Annotated in this window: 14 protein-coding genes and 2 tRNA genes; 8 read left to right on the forward strand and 8 right to left on the reverse strand. The window is 65.5% G+C overall.

Annotated features, from left to right (window positions below; translation table 11 throughout):
- Positions 1 to 59 precede the first annotated feature (59 nt).
- The gene (locus tag Q9K01_RS07250; RefSeq protein WP_305929542.1) at positions 60 to 977 is read right to left on the reverse strand and encodes a thymidylate synthase; all 918 of its coding nucleotides are present in this window, start codon (positions 975 to 977) and stop codon (positions 60 to 62) included.
- Positions 978 to 1125: 148 nt separating this feature from the next.
- On the opposite strand from Q9K01_RS07250, the gene Q9K01_RS07255 reads away from it, so the two are divergent.
- Positions 1126 to 1202 (forward strand) — tRNA-Pro (locus tag Q9K01_RS07255).
- Positions 1203 to 1382: 180 nt separating this feature from the next.
- Here the strand turns inward: Q9K01_RS07255 and Q9K01_RS07260 are convergent.
- Complete coding sequence (locus tag Q9K01_RS07260; RefSeq protein ID WP_305929543.1) at positions 1383 to 3140, reverse strand: DUF885 domain-containing protein; 1758 nt, start codon at positions 3138 to 3140, stop codon at positions 1383 to 1385.
- 66 nt (positions 3141 to 3206) lie between these two features.
- Between Q9K01_RS07260 and Q9K01_RS07265 the strand changes: the two genes are divergently transcribed.
- A complete protein-coding gene (locus Q9K01_RS07265; protein ID WP_305929544.1) occupies positions 3207 to 3698 on the forward strand; it encodes a low molecular weight protein-tyrosine-phosphatase in 492 nt (163 codons plus the stop codon).
- Between the two features lie 129 nt (positions 3699 to 3827).
- On the opposite strand, the gene recG is transcribed toward Q9K01_RS07265, so the two are convergent.
- Positions 3828 to 5888 (reverse strand): ATP-dependent DNA helicase RecG, encoded by a 2061-nt coding sequence (recG, locus tag Q9K01_RS07270; protein ID WP_305929545.1) that lies wholly within the window; start codon positions 5886 to 5888, stop codon positions 3828 to 3830.
- A 118-nt stretch (positions 5889 to 6006) separates the two neighbouring features.
- On the opposite strand from recG, the gene Q9K01_RS07275 reads away from it, so the two are divergent.
- Both Q9K01_RS07275 and mfd read left to right on the forward strand, forming a co-directional pair.
- On the forward strand, positions 6007 to 6285 hold the full coding sequence (locus Q9K01_RS07275; RefSeq protein ID WP_305929546.1) for an FAD assembly factor SdhE: 279 nt from the start codon (positions 6007 to 6009) through the stop codon (positions 6283 to 6285).
- A 37-nt stretch (positions 6286 to 6322) separates the two neighbouring features.
- A complete protein-coding gene (gene mfd / locus Q9K01_RS07280; RefSeq protein WP_305929897.1) occupies positions 6323 to 9811 on the forward strand; it encodes a transcription-repair coupling factor in 3489 nt (1162 codons plus the stop codon).
- Here mfd and Q9K01_RS07285 read toward each other — a convergent pair.
- Positions 9808 to 11127, reverse strand: a complete 1320-nt coding sequence (locus tag Q9K01_RS07285; protein WP_305929547.1) for a GGDEF domain-containing phosphodiesterase — start codon at positions 11125 to 11127, stop codon at positions 9808 to 9810. The genes mfd and Q9K01_RS07285 overlap by 4 nt on opposite strands.
- A gap of 150 nt (positions 11128 to 11277) precedes the next feature.
- On the opposite strand from Q9K01_RS07285, the gene Q9K01_RS07290 reads away from it, so the two are divergent.
- Both Q9K01_RS07290 and Q9K01_RS07295 read left to right on the forward strand, forming a co-directional pair.
- Positions 11278 to 12057 carry an NAD kinase gene (locus Q9K01_RS07290; protein ID WP_305929548.1) on the forward strand — a complete coding sequence of 260 codons (780 nt, stop codon included), beginning with the start codon at positions 11278 to 11280 and terminating at the stop codon, positions 12055 to 12057.
- Positions 12058 to 12142: 85 nt separating this feature from the next.
- A tRNA-Asn gene (locus tag Q9K01_RS07295) sits at positions 12143 to 12217 on the forward strand.
- Between the two features lie 54 nt (positions 12218 to 12271).
- Here Q9K01_RS07295 and Q9K01_RS07300 read toward each other — a convergent pair.
- The 3 genes from Q9K01_RS07300 to Q9K01_RS07310 all read right to left on the reverse strand — a co-directional run bounded on the left by Q9K01_RS07300 (position 12272) and on the right by Q9K01_RS07310 (position 16210).
- Positions 12272 to 13012 (reverse strand): TSUP family transporter, encoded by a 741-nt coding sequence (locus Q9K01_RS07300; protein ID WP_305929549.1) that lies wholly within the window; start codon positions 13010 to 13012, stop codon positions 12272 to 12274.
- Positions 13013 to 13043: 31 nt separating this feature from the next.
- The gene (gene secA, locus Q9K01_RS07305; protein WP_305929550.1) at positions 13044 to 15803 is read right to left on the reverse strand and encodes a preprotein translocase subunit SecA; all 2760 of its coding nucleotides are present in this window, start codon (positions 15801 to 15803) and stop codon (positions 13044 to 13046) included.
- 104 nt (positions 15804 to 15907) lie between these two features.
- Complete coding sequence (locus Q9K01_RS07310) at positions 15908 to 16210, reverse strand: hypothetical protein (RefSeq protein WP_305929551.1); 303 nt, start codon at positions 16208 to 16210, stop codon at positions 15908 to 15910.
- A gap of 57 nt (positions 16211 to 16267) precedes the next feature.
- On the opposite strand from Q9K01_RS07310, the gene argJ reads away from it, so the two are divergent.
- The gene (argJ, locus tag Q9K01_RS07315; RefSeq protein ID WP_305929552.1) at positions 16268 to 17494 is read left to right on the forward strand and encodes a bifunctional glutamate N-acetyltransferase/amino-acid acetyltransferase ArgJ; all 1227 of its coding nucleotides are present in this window, start codon (positions 16268 to 16270) and stop codon (positions 17492 to 17494) included.
- Positions 17491 to 18291, forward strand: coding sequence for an inositol monophosphatase family protein (locus Q9K01_RS07320; RefSeq protein ID WP_305929553.1), 801 nt, complete (start codon positions 17491 to 17493; stop codon positions 18289 to 18291). Before argJ ends, Q9K01_RS07320 begins: the two co-directional genes overlap by 4 nt.
- Here the strand turns inward: Q9K01_RS07320 and trxA are convergent.
- Positions 18288 to 18608, reverse strand: coding sequence for a thioredoxin (gene trxA, locus Q9K01_RS07325; RefSeq protein WP_305929554.1), 321 nt, complete (start codon positions 18606 to 18608; stop codon positions 18288 to 18290). The two genes, Q9K01_RS07320 and trxA, sit on opposite strands and share 4 nt — an antisense overlap.
- Positions 18609 to 18640 lie beyond the last annotated feature (32 nt).

Genomic DNA, 18640 nt, shown 5'->3' on the forward strand with positions numbered 1-18640 from the left:
CAATCTTGCGTGAACGCGTTATAATATTTCAGCAATGCGGCGGGGTCAAGGCACCCGGCTTACACCGCCACTGGCGCCTTGAGCGGCGCATGCGGCGTGTAGTCGCGAACCGCAAAATCCTCAATCCGGTAATCGAAGATCGTCGGCGGCTTACGCAGGATCTCGAGCCGCGGGCGGCTCTGCGGTTCGCGCGATAGCTGCTCGGCGATCAGCTCCGCATGGTTGAGATAGAGATGCGTGTCGCCCCCCATCCACACCAGCTCGCCCGGCTCCAGTTCGCATTGCTGCGCCAGCAGCCTCTGCAGCAACGCCGCCGACCACATGTTGAACGGCAGCCCCAACGCGACGTCGCAGCTGCGCTGGTAGAGCACGCAATTCAACCGTCCGTCGGCGACGTGATATTGATAGGTCTTGTGACACGGCGGCAAGGCCATGCGATCGAGTTCGGCGACGTTCCAGCCTTCGAGGATGTGGCGCCGGCTGCCCGGGTTGTCGCGCAGCGATTCGACCAGCAGCGCGACCTGATTGATCCCCGGCCCCCTTTCGTAGAGCCCGTCGGGGCGGTAGCGATAGGTCGGCCAATCGACCCACTGCTTGCCATAGACCGGGCCAAGATCGCCCCAGCGTGCGGCGAATTGCTCGTCCTCGGCGATCCGCCGGACGAACTCCTCCAGCGCGATCTCGTCTCCGGTCTCTTTTACGTAGCGCGCATGCGGCCAGTCGTTCCAAATCTTGACCCCCTGGAGAACCAGCGGACGGATGTTGGTCTCACCGGTCAGGAACCACAGCAATTCGCGCGTCGCGGTTTTCCAGTAGACGCGCTTGGTAGTCACCAGCGGCATGGCGCCATCGGCCAGATCGTAGCGCAGCATCGCTCCCATCACCGAACGGGTGCCGATTCCGGTGCGGTCGACCCGTTCGCTGCCGTGCTCCCAGATGCGGCGCATGAGATCGAGATATTGCTGTTCGGGGTGCACGGCGACAGGTTTCCTGCAGGTGAGCGATTGTGTTCGCACTCCTAGCCGCGGTAACCGGCAAATGCCCGCTTGCACCGCCAACCATCCACACCTATAGGGCGCGCCTTGCCTCGACCCGCGAGAGTGTTTTTCGCGGGGCCGATCCGGTCGGGGAGTAGCTCAGCCTGGTAGAGCACTGTCTTCGGGAGGCAGGGGCCGGAGGTTCGAATCCTCTCTCCCCGACCAATTTCGCGGCTTTCCATGCCGACTGGGCGTTGCGCCGCTGATAGGGCGCCTTAGATGGCCGTTGTGGATGTAGGCTCGCGTTTTTCTACGCAAGCAACCCTCGCGCCCCGCTGGTCGCAGCCCTGACGAATGGCCGGGAACCCGGCGCGGGCAGCGCCGGATTCCCCACCGACCGTCTCGTCAGCCAGCCTGCTGCTGTTCGATCCAACGGTCGATATGCGCCTCGAGAACATCGAGCGGCACCGCACCGTTTTCCAACACCGCATCATGGAAATCGCGCAGGCTGAATTCGCTCCCCAGCGCGGTTTCGGCGCGGGTGCGCAATTCGCGGATCTTCAGTTCGCCGATCTTGTAGGCGAGCGCTTGGCCCGGCCAGGTGATGTAGCGATTGACCTCCGCGTCGATATTGCCGGGGCTGAGCGCGGTGTTGTCGAGCATGAAATCGACCGCGCGCTGCTTGCTCCAGCCCTTGGAATGGATGCCGGTGTCGACCACCAGCCGGCTGGCCCGCCACATCTCGTAGCTCAGCCGGCCCATTTCCTTGGCTGGGGTGTCGTAGAGACCCATCTCGATCCCGAGCCGCTCCGAATAGAGCCCCCAGCCCTCGACGAAGGCGGTGAAGAAGGTGCCGTGCTGGCGCAGCGGGTGGATGTCGAGTTCCTGCTGCAGCGCGATCTGGTGGTGATGCCCTGGGACAGCTTCATGCACCCCCAGCGCGGGCAGTTCCCACAGCGGGCGTTGATCGAGCTCGGTGGTGTTGACGCGGTAGATGCCCGGCTGCCCGGTCGCGAGGCTGCCGCTTTCGTAATAGGCGGTGGTGTTGCCCGGAGCCTGCGCGGCGGGGATCGGGAGCACGGTGTAGGGCTGGCGCGGGAGCGTGCCGAACAGCTTGGGCATCCAGCCGTCGATCTGCTTGGCCAGTGCGCCCGCCGCTTCGAGCAGTTCTTCGGGGGTTTCGGGATAATATTGCGGATCGGTGCGCAGATGCTCGATGAAGGCCTCGCGGCTCTCGAACCCGGCCTCCTCGGCCACGGTCTCCATCTCCGCCCGGATCCGCGCCACTTCGGACAGTCCGAGTTCGTGGATCTGGTCCGGGGTCATGTCGGTGGTGGTGAAACTCTTCACCCGGTAGGCGTAATACTCGTCGCCGCGCGGCGTGGCGAGCACGCCGGGCATTCCGGTGCGGCATTCGGGAGCGTATTCCTCGACATAGAAGTCGCGGAAATCGCGATAGGCGGGCATTACCCCGGTCTCGAGCGCAGTCCGCGCACGCGCCTGCAATTGCGTCCATTGCGCTTCGGAAATGGTCGAGGGACGCTCCTTGAACGGTAGCCACAGCGGCGATTCCACGGGGTCCTCGACGATCATGCTCTCGAGCCGCGCCTCGAGCCCCTGCATGGGTTCGCAGGCCTGCGTCAGCCCGCGCGCGACCGCCTCGCGGCTGCGGGCGATGCCCTGCTGGTTGACCGCGGCGAAGCTCTCGAGCCGGCCGACATAGCTTTCGTAATCAGCCAGCGTGAACAGCGGCGAACCATAGGGCAGCGAGCCGAAATAGGCGAACCAGCCGCCGCGATTGGTGAAGACGACGAACCGGTCGTGATCGAATTCGGCGCCGGCAATTTCGTCCTCGAAGCTGCGTTTGAGTATCGCGTGATCAATCCGCAGGTCTTCAGGCAACGCGTTCTCGTCGATCGCCTCCAGCCGGGCGAGAAAGGCGCGGGTTTCGGCGATCGAAGCTTCGTACCGCGCCAGCGACATATCGCCCAGCTTGCCGTCGCCCCGACGGTCGCCGACCTGCGTTGCGGTCAGCGGCGAATTGTCGAGCGTCCATTCCCAGACATCGTCGCGCAATTCGCGGTAATCGTCGGCGGGGGCGGCGTGAGCCATCGGGGCGAGCGCGACGCTGGCGAAGGCGAAGGCGGCGGCGAGGTATTTCATGGTCGTTTCTCCCTGTTGGCGAGCTTCCTATTGCGAGGCGCCGCCCGGGTCCAGTAGGGTCCGGGGATGACCAAACCATCGATCCTGTTCGTCTGCCTCGGCAATATCTGCCGTTCCCCGCTCGCCGAAGCGGCGCTGCGCCGCCGCGCGGCTGCCGCCGATCTGGTGGTCGATGCCGACAGTGTCGGCACTGCGAATTACCACGTCGGCGAACCGCCAGACCTCCGCGCCATTTCCGAAGCCAAGCGACAGGGGATCGACATCAGCGATTATTGCGGGCGCCAGCTCGCCCTCGATGACTTTGCAAAATTCGATCATATTCTGGTGATGGACGAGGACAATCTCGCCGATGTCCGCGCCCTCGCGCCTGCGGATTCGAAAGCGAAGATCGGGCTGCTGCTCGATGTCGTACCGGGTTCCCGCGGTCGCTCGGTCGCCGATCCGTGGCATGGCACCGAAGCCGATTTCACCGCCACCTGGAAAGAAGTCGATGCCGCTGCCGAAGCGCTGATCGCGGTTCTACTGTCCGAACGGCGCGACCAGAGCGCGAAGGGATAGGATGGGGCCCCTTCCCTCCTCCCCGTGGGGAGGGGCCGGGGGTGGGGGTACGGCGCGCGTAGCCACGAGCGCCGAGCACCCCCACCCGACCTCCCCCTCAAGGGGGAGGAGCGAGGTCGGTCATCATACTCAGCCGCCGCGCAGCGTCTTCACCCCGAAGTCGCGTTCGAACAGATAGAGCAGCACCCGCGCCGCCGCGCCGCGCTTGCCTTCCAGCCCGCCGTCGCGCTCCATCAGCAGCCGCGCATCGTCATGCGCGACCTGCAGCAGCCGGGTGATCTGGTCGAGATCGGCGATCTGAAACGCACTGTCACCCGACTGGCGCGTCCCGAGCAATTCGCCCCCGCCGCGCAGCCGCAGATCCTCCTCGGCCAGCCGGAACCCGTCCTGCGTCTCGCGCATCAGCGCCAGCCGGTCGCGCGCGGTCTCCGATAATTGGTCGCCGCGCAGCAGCAGGCAGGTCGACTTCTCGCTCCCGCGCCCGACCCGCCCGCGCAGCTGGTGGAGCTGCGCCAGCCCGAAGCGCTCGGCCTGTTCGATCACCATCAGCGTCGCCTTGGGGACATCGACCCCGACTTCGATAACCGTGGTCGCGATCAGCAGCTTGGCGTCACCGCGGGCGAAGCGCTCCATCGCCGCGTCCTTCATCTCGGGCGCGAGCTGACCATGGACCAGCACCACATCATCCCCGAAGCGCTCTTTCAGCGCAGCATAGCGCGCCTCGGCAGCGGCGGTGTCGTCATTCTCGTTCTCGCGGACCATCGGACAGACCCAATAGGCCTGCTGGCCACTGGCGAGATGACGCTCCACACCGGCGGCAACCTCGTCGAGCCGCGCGAGCGGGACGACGCGGGTCTCGATCGCCTGCCGCCCCGGCGGCAGTTCGTCGAGCTTGCTGACGTCGAGCTCGCCATATTGCGCCAGCGTCAGCGTGCGCGGGATCGGGGTGGCGGTCATCGCGAGGACATGCGGCGCGGTGCGGCCCTTGCTCGCCAGCATCAGCCGCTGGCCGACCCCGAAGCGGTGCTGCTCGTCGATCACCACCATCGCCAGATTGCGGTAACCGACCTTGTCCTGGAAGATCGCATGGGTGCCGATCACGATATCGATACTGCCGTCGAGCAACCCCATCAGCGTGGATTCGCGCGCCCTGCCCTTGTCGCGCCCGGTCAGCAGCGCGACGCGCGCGCCGGTGGGCTCGGCGAGCCGGCGCAGGCTCTCGTAATGCTGGCGCGCGAGGATCTCGGTTGGGGCGAGCAGCGCCGCCTGCGCCCCCGCCTCGACCGCGATCAGCATTCCCGCCAGTGCAACCACGGTCTTGCCCGCGCCGACATCGCCCTGCAGCAGCCGCAGCATCGGGGTGTCCTGCACCAGATCGCCCTCGATCTCCGCAATCGAGCGGGTCTGCGCGCCGGTCAGCGGGAACGGCAGCGCGAGCCGGTCGCGCAGGCTGCCGTCGCCCTTGAGCGGCTGGCCCTTGCGCTGGCGGTTATCCGCGCGGACGAGCATCAGCGCGAGCGCATTGGCGAGCAGTTCGTCATAGGCGAGCCGATCGCGCGCCGCGGCGTCCTCGCCGCCATGCGCCCGCCGCAGCGCCTCGCGCCAGGCGGGCCAGCCCTCGCGCTCGACCTGGCCGCTCTCGCACCATTCGGGCAGCTCGGGCGCGCGCGCCAGCGCCTGTTCGACCAGCCCGGCCACCTTCGGCTGGGTAAGCCCTTCGGCAAGGCGATAGACCGGCTCGCACAGCCGCTGCAGCGTGTCGCCGCCTTCCTCGAGCACATGGTCGGGGTGGACGATCTGCATCATGTCGCCATAACGTTCGAGCTTGCCCGCGACCCAGCGGCTTTCGCCCACGGGGAGTTGCTTCTTCGCGGTGTAGGAGGCGCGTCCGAAATAGGTCAGCGACAGCACATTGCCCACGCTGTCCTGCGCGAGCACGCGGTAGGGAGCGCGCGGATTGCGGCCCCCGCGGTGCTCGATCACCAGCAGCTTGACCACGATCTGCTCGCCCTGGCCCGCTTCGTCGATCGTCCCGACCGCGCGCCGGGTCACGAAGCGTTCGGGGAAGTGATAGACGAGGTCGCGCAGCCGGGTGAGCCCGAGCCGGTCGAGCGGCTTCTTCAGCTTGGGTCCCACGCCCTCGAGCGTCTCGGTCTCGGCGAACAGCGGATTGAGGACATCGGGGCGCATCGCGTTCGTCTAGCCCCAGTGGCCGATCCAGCGAAAGCCCGATTGCGCCCGCCTCCGCCTCGCCTGTGGACAGCGATCGCCGCTTGCGCTGGCATGGCGTGCAGGATAGGCGCGCGCCATGCCCGAAGCCCTCACCTTCCAAGGCCGCATCCAGCGCGCCCGTTTCCGCGCCTGGCACCGCGGCACGCGCGAAGCGGATTACATGTTCGGCGGGTTTTTCGACCGCTACCACGGCGAATGGAAGGGCGAAGAACTGACCTGGTTCGAGGCGCTGCTCGAAGAGGACGATGTCGATGTCATGGCCTGGGCGCTTGGCACCCAGCCCGTCCCGCCGCGCTTTCAGGGCGAGTTGATCGAGCGCATGATGCTGCTCGACTATGTCGATATTCCCCGCTGACGGGAACGCCAGCACCCATGCCGCGCTGACCATCAAGATGGCCGACCTCTCCCGTATCCTCGACGCTACTGCGCCGCTGACGCTGGCCCAGGTCGCGCGCGGCAGCCAGCCGCTGGTAATGGCCGATCTTGCGCGCGCCGGTGCGGGCCGCGCGGTGTTCATCGCCCCCGACGACACCGCCATGCGCGCGGTCAGCGATGCAGCGCATTATTTCGCCCCCGAACTCGAGGTGATCGAGTTTCCGGCGTGGGACGCGCTGCCCTACGACCGCTCCAGCCCCGCGCTGACGGTCAGCGCCAAGCGGCTCGCCGCGCTCCACCGGTTGCAGACCGGCAAATCGGGCGCGCAATTGCTGGTCACCACGATCAACGCCGTGCTCCAGCGCGTGCTCACCCCCTTCCGCATCCGCGAGGGCGTGCGCGAATTCGCGATCGGGAGCGAGATCGGCCGCGACAGCCTCGCGCGGCTGCTCCAGCGGCAGGGCTACAGCCGCACGGACACGGTGGCGGACAAGGGCGAATACGCGATCCGCGGTTCGATCGTCGATGTCTTCCCCTCGGGGCTCGACGAGGGCCTGCGGCTCGATTTCTTCGGCGACGAGCTGGAAAGCCTGCGGCTGTTCGATCCGAACACGCAGATGACCACCGCGCGGATCGAGTCGCATCTGCTGCTCCCCGCCAGCGAGGCGCTGCTCGATGAGGCCAGCATCAAGCGCTTCCGCGGGCGCTACCGCGAATTGTTCGGCGCCGATGCGACGCAGGATCCGCTTTACGAGGCGGTCAGCGAAGGGCGCCGGCTTGCGGGCATGGAGCACTGGCTGCCGCTGTTCGAGGAGCGGATGGCGACGCTGTTCGACCATCTCGACGATCGCGATGTGGTCGTGATCGATGGTGCGGCGATGCAGGCCGCCGAGGAGCGGCTTGGCGATATCGCGGATTACTACGCCGCGCGCACCCAGGCGACGGGGCAGGCCAAGGGCAGCTACCGTCCGGTCGAGCCCGCCTCGCTCTATCTCGAGAAGGACGAGCTGACCCGCGCGCTCGATTCCCACCCGGTCCACCGCAGCACCGGTTTCGACGAGCCCGAAAGCAAGAAGGTGCTCGATTTCGGCTTCCGCTCGGGGCGCGATTTCGGGCCGGACCGCGCGCGGGGCGAGAACGTCTATCCGCTGCTCGCCGATCATCTGAAAGCGGTCGGCAAGGCCGGGCGCAGGCCGCTGCTGGCGACCTATTCCAAGGGCAGCCGCGCGCGGATGGTCTCGATCCTCGAGGAAGCCGGAATCGCGATCCAGCTGGCGGAGAGCTGGCAGGAAGCTCTGGGCCTCTCGGCCAAGGGCGTGCCCGCGGCGATGATCGTCCCGCTCGACACCAGCTTCGCCAATGACGAGCTCGAGGTCCTGACCGAGCAGGACATCCTCGGCGACCGGCTGGTGCGGCGGCGCAAGAAGCGCAAGAGCTCGGACGCCTTCCTCGCCGAATTGCAGGCGCTCTCGGTCGGCGATCTGGTGGTCCATACCGAGCACGGCATCGGCAAATATCTCGGGCTCGAGGCGATCGCGGTCGGCAAGAGCAAGCACGATTGCGTAATGCTGGCCTATCGCGGCGGCGACAAGCTGTTCATCCCGGTCGAGAACATCGACGTGCTCAGCCGCTACGGTTCGTCCGAGGAGGCGGTCATGCTCGACCGGCTCGGCGGCGAGGCGTGGCAGAAGCGCCGTTCGCAGCTCAAGGAGCGCATCCGCGCAATCGCGCACGAACTGCTCCGCACTGCCGCCGCCCGGGCGCTGCGCAAGGCACCGGTTTTCGAAGTCGAATCAGGACCTTTCAACCAGTTCCTCGACCGTTTCCCGTGGGAAGAGACCGAGGACCAGGAGCGCGCCATCGAGGATGTGTTGCGCGACCTCGAAAGCGGCCACCCGATGGACCGGCTGGTCTGCGGCGATGTCGGCTTCGGCAAGACCGAGGTGGCGCTGCGCGCCGCCTTCGTCGCGGCGATGAACGGCCAGCAGGTGGCGGTGATCGCCCCCACCACGCTGCTCGCGCGCCAGCATTTTCAGGGCTTCTCCGAGCGCTTCGCCGGTTTCCCGATCGAGGTCGGACGGCTCAGCCGCCTGGTTCCCGCCAAGGAGATGAAGGAAACCCGCGAGCGGCTCGCGAGCGGCGCGCTCGACATCGTCGTCGGCACCCACGCGATCCTCTCCAAGAGCACCGCTTCCAAGGACCTCGGCCTCGTCATCGTCGACGAGGAACAGCGCTTCGGGGTGACTCACAAGGAAAAGCTCAAGCAGCTGCGCGCCGACGTGCATATGCTCACGCTCACCGCGACCCCGATCCCGCGCACGCTGCAGATGGCGATGACGGGATTGCGCGAACTCTCGACCATCCAGACCCCGCCGGTCGACCGTCTCGCGGTGCGCACCTATGTGATGGAGTGGGACGAGATCGTGATGCGCGAGGCGCTGCTGCGCGAGCACCATCGCGGCGGGCAGAGCTTCATCATCGTCCCGCGCATCGCCGACATGCCCGAGATCGAGAAATGGCTGCGCGAGGCGGTGCCCGAGATCAAGACCGTCACCGCGCACGGCCAGATGGCGCCCAACGAGGTGGAAGAGCGGATGAGCGCCTTCTACGACCGCCAATACGACGTGCTTCTCGCGACCACGATCGTCGAGAGCGGGCTGGATATTCCCAGCGCCAACACGATCATCATCCACCGCGCGGACATCTTCGGTCTCGCCCAGCTCTACCAGCTGCGCGGACGCGTTGGGCGCGCCAAGCTGCGCGCCTATGCCTATCTCACCTACGCCAAGGACACCCTGCTGTCCGAGGTCGGCGAGAAGCGCTTGAAGGTGCTGGGCGATCTCGACAGTCTGGGCGCCGGGTTCCAGCTCGCCAGCCACGATCTCGACATCCGCGGCGCGGGCAATCTGCTCGGCGACGAACAGTCGGGCCATATCCGCGAAGTCGGCTTCGAGCTCTACCAATCTATGTTGGAGGATGCGATCCTGGCGGCCAAGGCGGGCGAAGCCGGGCTCGACGCCAAACCCGAAAGCGTGAGCCCGCAGATCACCGTCGATGCGCCGATCATGATCCCCGAGGATTACGTTCCCGATCTGGCGGTGCGGATGGCGCTCTACCGCCGCCTCAACGACGCGCGCGACAAGGGCGAGATCGAGGCGCTGGCCGCCGAGATGATCGACCGCTTCGGCGATCTGCCCGCGGCCACAGCCAATCTGGTCCGTCTGATCGAGATCAAGCACCAGGCGATCGAGGCGAACATCGCCAAGATCGACGTCGGCAATGCCGGCACGCTGGTCACCTTCCACAATGACGATTTCCCCGATCCTATGGGGCTGCTGGCCTATGTCGATCGTCTCAAGGGCACGGCCAAGCTGCGACCCGACATGAAGTTGGTGATCAGTCGCGCCTGGAACTCGCCCGAGAGTCGGCTGAACGGACTCTATCAGCTGACCAAGGGGCTCGGCGGGGTGGCACGCAAGGCGCGCAAGACGGTGAAGCCGTCCTAGCTCGAGGCGAGCGCGAGGAATTCTTCGGCGGACAGCGGCTCGGCGCGCAGAAAGCCCTGATAGACTTCGCATCCCTCGCGGGCGACCAATGCCCGCTGCGCTTCGGTCTCGACCCCTTCGACGACCACCTTGAGCTCGAGCGCCTTGGCCATGGCGACGATCGCACGAAACACCGCCAGATCGCGATCGTCCTCGAGCACGCCTTCGATCATCGAACGGTCGAGCTTCAGATGATCTATCGGAAGCACTTTCAAATACCTGAAATTGCAGAAGCCGGCGCCAAAATCATCGAGCGAGAGGCTGATGCCGGAGGCTTTGAGGTCCGCGAGTGCTTCGCTCACCTGATCGAGATCGGCGAGCAGCACCTGCTCGGTGATCTCGAGCGTAAGCGAGTGCGGATCGATCCCGTTGCGCTCTACCAGCGCAAGGAACTCGCGGGCGAAGCTGCCGGCCGCCAGATCGGCGGGGGTGACATTGATCGACAATCGCAGTCCTGCGGGCCAGGCGCGCGCCGCTTCCAATGCCTTGCGGGCGATATGGCGCGACAGTTGCGCGGTATGATCGGCGCGTTCGGCGATGGTGAACAAAGTTGCTGCGCCGACCCGTCCGAGCAACGGATGATCCCAGCGCGCAAGCGCCTCCGCACCGATCATCTCGTCGCTTTCGAGCGCATATTGCGGCTGGTAGCGGATCGAGATTTCGTCATGGTCGATCGCCGCGAGCAGATCGGCCTCGAGCTGCTGGCTCGACCGGCCGTCCTTGGTGAGTTCGCCGCTGGTCCAGACCACGCGGTGGCCCTGCAGCGCCCGGATCCGCGCCGAAGCTTCGGACAGAGTGTCGAGCAGCGATCCCGAGGTATCGCCTTCGACCGCGCGGATCAGCGCCACCCGCGGCCATAGCCGCAGGCTGTGCGCGGTGTCCGGGTCGCTGATCGGCATGGCGATCGCATCGGCCAGCGCCTCGGCGAGCCACTGCCAGCGCTCGCGATTGCATTCCTCGCGTAGCGCCAGGAGGAAGGTGTCGCCCGAACTGCGCGCCGCGATCCAGACGCCGCTTTCGAGTTCGTCGGTGGCGAAATGACGGATCCGCTGGGCGATCTCGATCAGCGCCCCGTCGCCTGCCGTCTCGCCGAAGGCGACATTGACCCGGTCGATACGACCAACCGAGATCAACATGGCGTGGATCGGGCATTCGATCCCCCCTTGGGGCCAATCGCGCCACCAACGGTCGAGCGTCTTGCGGGCGTGCCCGAGGGTCGCAAGCCCGGTGAGCCGGTCGCGCGTTTCGTCGTCTGTCGCTGAGGCGAGGCTGGCCATAGGCCTTCCCTATCCGTCGGATCGGAGAAATACGCCAGAAGTTTCCCCACGTTGCCAAATGGGACGGCCATCCATACACACGCGCGCAACCGCACACCGCCGCCACAAGCAAACGCGTTGCGGCAAGGACCTTCACGACGGGAAAGCGCGATGCCGATTTTCGAGAAGCTGGCCCTGATCGTTTCGGATACCGAACGCGCCCACGAGGTCGCGCCGATGTATCGCGATCTGACGGATTGGGTACCGCTCGAGGACGCCGAGGCCGCTGTCGTGATCGGCGGCGACGGCGCGATGCTCCAGGCACTCCATGCCATGCTCGACTCCGGTATCATCAAACCGGTTTACGGAGTGAATCTGGGCACGGTAGGTTTTCTGATGAACCACAACCGGGCGCCGGAAAAGTTGCTGCGCCGGATCGAACGCGCGCGCAGTGTCGCTGTTGCCCCCTTGTGCATGGATGCCGTCACGCAGGATGGACGCACCCAGGAGTTCTGCGCGATCAACGAGGTCTCGCTGCTGCGCGAAACCCGCCAGACGGCCAAGATCGAGGTGTCGGTGGACGAGAAGGTGCGGATCAAGGAGCTGGTCTGCGATGGCGTGCTGGTGGCCACTCCCGCCGGTTCGACCGCCTACAACCTTTCCGCAAACGGGCCGATCCTGCCGCTCGATTCGAACCTTCTGGCGCTCACCCCCATCAGCCCCTTCCGCCCGCGGCGCTGGCGCGGCGCGCTCCTGCCCGACCGCAGCACGATCCGCTTCCGCGTCTTGGAATCCGAAAAGCGTCCGGTGTCGGTCGTCGCCGATCAGAAGGAGGTCCGGGATATCGCCGAAGTCTCGCTCCACATCGCGCGCGAGCAGGAGCTGCGATTGCTGTTCGACCCCGGCCATGCGCTCGACGAACGGATCGTGGCGGAACAGTTTCTGGTCTGATCGCCAAGGGTACGAAAAATCGCGCTGCGCCCGCTTGCCAAACCCTCCGAGCCCCCATATAGCGCGCCCCTGCCGACCTGGCTGCTCCCCGATAGCTCAGCGGTAGAGTAGGTGACTGTTAATCACTTGGTCGTTGGTTCGAATCCAACTCGGGGAGCCATTTTCCGCTACAGCCAGAACGACAGCGCCGCATTTCGGATGCGGCGCCGCTCTGTCATGCGCCCAGGAGCAGGCGCAGGCCGACCCAGAAGGTCAAAGCGGCGGTCAGCCAGCGGATCCAGTGTTTCGGCAATAGCCTGACAGCCAGCAGGCTCCCGATCTGCCCCCCGATCGCCACCGCGACCAGCAGCGGCAGGCCGAAGGCGACCGCGGCCTCGAGCCGTTCCGCCCCGCCCTTAAGCAATTGCCCTGTCAGTCCGAACAGCGAATTGACCAGGATGAAAAAGCTCGCCGCGGCGGCGATGGCGCGGGCATCGCGCCAGCGGACGAGATGAAGCAGCGGTGCGAGAAAAATCCCGCCGCCGATCCCGACGATCCCTGCAAGATAGCCTAGCGGCGCGGCCGTGAAGGGTATGTAGCGCGCCAGGCTGGTCGGCTCGGCTGCGTGCGTTTCGCGCACCGGGATCAGCAGGGTCAGGCTGGTGAGCAGCAGGCTCGCGCCGAGTAGCAGCAGAAAACTGCGCTCGCCGATCGGCGTGAGACCGCCCAACAGCGCGGCGGGCGCGGCCAGGGCCGTCAGCGCCAGCGCGCCGCGCCACGGTGTGATCTTGGCGTGAGCGTAGCGGATGCTGCTGCCAGCCACGACCACGATATTGCAGGACAGCGCGATCAGCGGGAGGATGCGGTAGTCGGTCCCGGCAAGCGCCAGCAGCGCATTGTATGTCGAGCCGCCGCCGAACCCCACCGAGGCATAAAGCAATGCGGTCGCGAGGAAGGCGGCGGCCAGCCAAAGCATGTCTGCGCCTTACCGCTCCCGCTCCCCTAGGTCAGGCCCGTGCGGAAACCGCTCCGTGGCAATGCTTGTACTTGTTGCCCGAACCGCAAGGGCATGGCGCGTTGCGGCTGATCTCCATCCCGGCATAGGGATTGGAGGTTTCGGACCCGCCGGGACCGACCGCTGCGCGAGAGCTGCCCGCCAGCGAGCCGAACAGGCCCGCCTGGCGGCTCGATCCGTCACCATCGTTGGAATTGTCGAGCCCGGTGAGCGGATCGATATGGCCGGTGAGGAAATCGGGCAGATCGGGCAGGCTGCCTTGCGGCATCGGCTCGGGTTCGCGCACATCGAGCTTCATGAGCTTGGTGGTGACATCCTCGCGCAGCGTCTCGAGCAGGCGCTCGAACAGGCCGAAGGCTTCCTGCTTGTATTCGTTGATCGGCTGCTTTTGCGCATGGGCACGCAGACCGACGACCTGGCGCAGTGCGTCGAGCGTGGCGAGATGCTCCTTCCAATGGTGATCGAGCGTCTGGAGCAGCACGCTTTTCTCGATCGTGCGCCACATCGAGGGATCGACGCGGGCCACCTTGGCATCCATCTGCTGATCGACTTCGGCGCGAATCCGCTCCTCGATGATCTCGGGTTCGAGCGTGTCTTCTTCCAGCCACGCGTCGAGGGGCGGCGACAGGCCGAGAACCTCGTCGAGCCGTGTCTTGAGACCCTCGATCTTCCACTGCTCGGGATAGGAGCCCGGCGGGCAGGCTTCCTCGACCAGCGCGTTGATCGTGTCGTAGCGCATGTCGAGGACCACTTCGTCCACCGTCTCGCTGTCCATGATTTCGGCGCGCTGTTCATAGATGACCTTGCGCTGGTCGTTCATCACATCATCGTATTGGACGACGTTCTTGCGGACCTCGTAATTGCGGCCCTCGACCTTCTTCTGCGCCGTCTCGATGGCCTTGGAGAGCCATTTGGAGCCGATCGCCTCGCCGTCCTCAAGGTTGGAATTCATCATCTTGGAGAACAGCGTGTCGGGGCCAAATATGCGCAGCAGATCGTCTTCGAGGCACAGGTAGAAGCGCGAGAGGCCGGGGTCGCCCTGGCGGCCAGAGCGGCCACGCAGCTGATTGTCGATACGACGGCTTTCATGGCGTTCGGTGCCGAGCACGAACAAGCCGCCCGCCTCGATCACACGCTCCTTCTCCTCGGCGATCTCCTGCTTGATACGCGCCACCGCCTCGTCGCGCTCTGGGCCTTCGGGCATGTCGCCCAGTTCGTCTTCGATGCGAAATTCGAGATTGCCGCCCAGCTGGATGTCGGTGCCGCGACCGGCCATGTTGGTCGCGATTGTGACCGAGCCGATGCGGCCGGCCTGCGCCACGATGTGCGCTTCCTGCTCGTGCATCCGCGCGTTGAGGACCGCGTGCTTGACGCCTTCCTTGTCAAGAAACTGGCTGAGCAGTTCGGACTTTTCGATCGAGACCGTGCCCACCAGCACCGGCTGGCCGATCTCGTTCTTTTCGCGGATCGCCTTGGCGATGGCCTGGAACTTGTCCATCGTGTTCTTGTAGAACTGGTCGTCCTCGTCGATCCGCGCGACCGGCTTGTGGGTCGGGATCTCGGCGACGTTGAGCTTGTAGATATCCCAAAACTCGGCCGCCTCCGTGGCGGCGGTGCCGGTCATGCCCGAGAGCTTGGGATACATGCGGAAATAATTCTGGAAGGTGATCGAGGCGAGCGTCTGGTTCTCGGGCTCGATCTTGACGCCTTCCTTGGCCTCGACCGCCTGGTGCAGACCGTTCGACCAGCGGCGACCTTCCATCATGCGACCGGTGAACTCGTCGATGATGACGATCTTGTCGTCCTTGACGATGTAATCGGTGTCGCGCTTGAACATGATGTTCGCGCGCAGCGCCTGGTCGAGATGGTGGATCACCAGCGTGTTCTCGACGTCGTAGAGGTTCTCGGTTTCGAGCAGCCCCGCCTCGCTCAGCTTGGCCTCGATCGCATCGGTGCCTTCTTCGGTCCAGGTGATGTTCTTCGACTTCTCGTCGGCCTCGTACCAATCGGGATCGAGATCCTTCACGATGGCGTCGATCGAGACGTAGAGATCGGACTTGTCCTCGGTCGGACCGGAAATGATCAGCGGCGTCCGGGCTTCGTCGACTAGGATCGAGTCCACCTCGTCGAGGATCGCATAGTTGAAGGGGCGCTGGACCATCTGGCCGCGCTCGTGCTTCATGTTGTCGCGCAGATAGTCGAAACCGAACTCATTGTTGGTCCCATAGGTGATGTCGGCATTGTAGGCGTCGCGGCGCTGGAACTCGTCGATATTGGGGACGATCACCCCGACGGTGAGGCCGAGGAAGCGATAAAGCTGCCCCATCCATTCGGCATCGCGCCGGGCGAGATAGTCGTTGACTGTGATGACATGGACGCCCTTGCCCTCGATGGCGTTGAGATAGGTCGCCAGCGTCGCGACGAGCGTCTTCCCCTCGCCGGTGCGCATCTCGGAGATCTCGCCGCGATGGAGCACGATGCCACCGATCATCTGGACGTCGAAATGGCGCATTCCCAGCACCCGGATCGAAGCCTCGCGCACCGTGGCAAAGGCCTCGGGCAGGATTTGGTCGAGCGTCTTGCCCGAGGCGAGCTGCTCGCGAAACTTATCGGTCTGAGCGGTGAGTTCTTCGTCCGAGAGCGCTTGGATCTGCTCCTCGAGCGCGTTGATCTGGTCGACCGTCTTGCGCATCGAGCGCACGTAACGTTCGTTGGACGAGCCGAAGAAGGCCTTGGTAAGCGATTTGAGCATGGGCGCGATCTCGCGAATGAATTTATGGGAAATAACCCGAGCGCTCCGTGGCTGCTCAGGCTGGAAAAATAGTTAGGGGCCGAGGGAGCGACCCTCGACTGCGCCTATTCGTGGGCGCGATCCACACCGAGATGTACGGTCGGAATATAGATCCGGACGGGATTGGCGGTACGGCAGGGCGCGGGCTTTTCGCCTCGGGCGCGCTGCTGACGCTGGCGTTCGATGCAGGCGCATTCCTCGCTGCGGTCCTTCTCGCACGCCCTCTGGGACTGCTCGATCTGGGCCTCCAGCGCGCCGATCACCGAAGCCTGCGCAGGTGCGGAAACCGCCACAAGGCCGGTCGCGATCGCGAGGCAGGTGAGGAGACGGCGAAGCATCGTCTGGCGTAAATAGGTTTTCAACGCCATCGCGTCCACCCCCGAACCGCGTTTACCCGCCGCGCCATCCTTCGTAAGGACGCGTGAATGGACCTTGATCGCTCTCCCCTTGCCCGCCCCTTCCCCGAACTGCCGACCATCGAAGGGATGACGCTGCGCACCGTCCGCGCAGGCTACAAAGCGTGGGATCGTGCCGATCTTACCTTGATCGAGCTTATCCAAGACACGGCGGTGGCAGGGGTCTTCACCCGAAGCGCCTGCGCATCGAGCGAAGTCGAGATGGGCCGCGAACAGCTGCGCCAGGGCAAGGCACGGGCGCTGGTGGTCAATGCGGGGAACTCCAACGCCTTTACCGGCTACCGCGGGCGCGAGGCGGTCGAGCAGATCGTGGCGCAGGTTGTGGAAGCTCTCGATTGTGAGCGTGAGGAGGTGTTTGTCTCCTCGACCGGCGTGATCGGCGTGCCCTTGCCCCGCGACATCGCCCGTGCCGGAGTCGCGGCGGCGTTGCAGGCGCCGCCCTGCGGCTGGGAGGATGCGGCCGCGGCGATCGGCACGACCGACACCTTCACCAAGGGTGCCGGTGCCAGCGCGATGGTCGGCGAGACGCGGGTGGAATTCGCCGGAATCGTCAAGGGCAGCGGGATGATCGCGCCCGACATGGCGACGATGTTGGGATATGTGTTCACCGATGCCCGGATTGCGCCCGAGCTGCTCCAGGAGATGCTCTCAAGCGCCAATGCCGCCACCTTCTCGTGCATCACCGTCGATGGCGACACCTCGACCAGCGACACCGTGCTGGCGTTCGCAACCGGCAGGGCTGACCATCCGCCGATCCGCTCGTGGGACGATGCCGGCGCCGACGCGGTCTACGCTGCGCTGCTTTCGGTCTGCCGCGAATTGGCGCAGCTGGTGGTCCGCGATGGCGAAGGCGCGCGCAAATTCATCGCGGTGAGCGTGTCGGGCGCGCAGAGCGATGACAGCGCGCGGCGGGTCGGGCTGTCGATCGCGAACTCGCCGCTGGTGAAAACCGCAATCGCAGGCGGCGATGCGAACTGGGGCCGCGTGGTCATGGCGGTGGGCAAGGCCGGCGAACCCGCTGATCGCGACCGGCTCTCGATCGGCTTCGGTGGGGTCTGGGCGGCGCGAGATGGCCAGCCGCTGGCCGATTACGACGAGGCGCCGGTCTCCCGGCATCTGCAGGGCGAGGAGATCACAATCGAGGTCGATCTCGGGCTCGGCGCGGGGCGAGCGACGGTGTGGACCTGCGACCTGACGCATGGCTACATTGCCATCAACGCGGATTACCGCTCGTGAGCGCGCTTGATCGCGACATCCAGGCGCTGATGCGAAGCGTGACCGAAGCGGCGATCCTGCCGCGCTATCGCAATCTCTCGAGCAACGAGATCATCGAGAAGGCCAAAGACGAGCTGGTGACCGTCGCCGACCGCGAAGCCGAGGTCATGCTTAATGAGGGCCTCGCCGCTATCGACGCCTCTCTCGCCATCGTCGGCGAGGAAGCGGCGCATGCCGATCCCGCCGTGCTAGCCGGTCTCCACCAGGATTGCTGGATCGTCGATCCGATCGACGGGACCCACAATTTTGCTCACGGTCGCCCGCCGTTCGGCATCCTGCTGGCGCGCTGCGCCGGCGGAATCTGCCAATCGGGCTGGATCTATGATTGTCTGTCCGGCCGCTTTTGCGCGGCGCATCTCCACCAGGGGGCCTACGTGAACGGCAATCGCATAACGGCGCAAACGAGCGGCGAGGTTCGGCCGGTTGCCGCCATATCGACCATCTTTCTCGACCCCACACGGCGCACGGCGGTCAAGACCCATATCGCGCCGCACTACCGCGTGGTCGACACGCCGCGTTGCGCCGCCGAGCAATATCCGCGGCTGGCGCTGGGCGAAAACGATGTATCGCTGTTCGAGCGCACCTTGGCATGGGACCACGCCGCGGGAGTGCTGTGGCTCAACGAGGCGGGCGGCAAGGCCGCGCGGCCCGATGGCTCACCTTATCGCGTAGACGAGCCCGAGCGCAGTGGGCTGATCGGCGCGGCGAGCCCGGCCCTGTGGGCCGAACTCGCCGCGCTTTATTCCAAAATGGCTTAGAGCTCGCCTTCGAGCCAGCTCTTGAGCTGGCCCTTGGGCGCTGCGCCGCGCATCTGAGCGGCGGGCTTGCCGTCCTTGAACAGCACCAGATAGGGGATCGACTGGACACCCATCTGCCCGGGGACCCCGGTGTTCTCCATGATGTCCATCTTGGCGATGGTGACCTGATCGCCCATCTCGTCGCTCAATTCCTCGAGCGCCGGTGCGATCATCTTGCACGGGCCGCACCATTCGGCCCAGAAATCGACCAGCACGGGCTTGTCCGATTCGAGGACATCGGTCTGGAAACTGGCATCGGTAACGGCGACGGTCGGCATGGTGGTTCTCCTGTGGGGTTTGGCCCCTATTC

Source organism: Qipengyuania benthica (assembly GCF_030717865.1).
In the GTDB taxonomy this organism is placed as follows: Bacteria; Pseudomonadota; Alphaproteobacteria; order Sphingomonadales; family Sphingomonadaceae; genus Qipengyuania; species Qipengyuania benthica.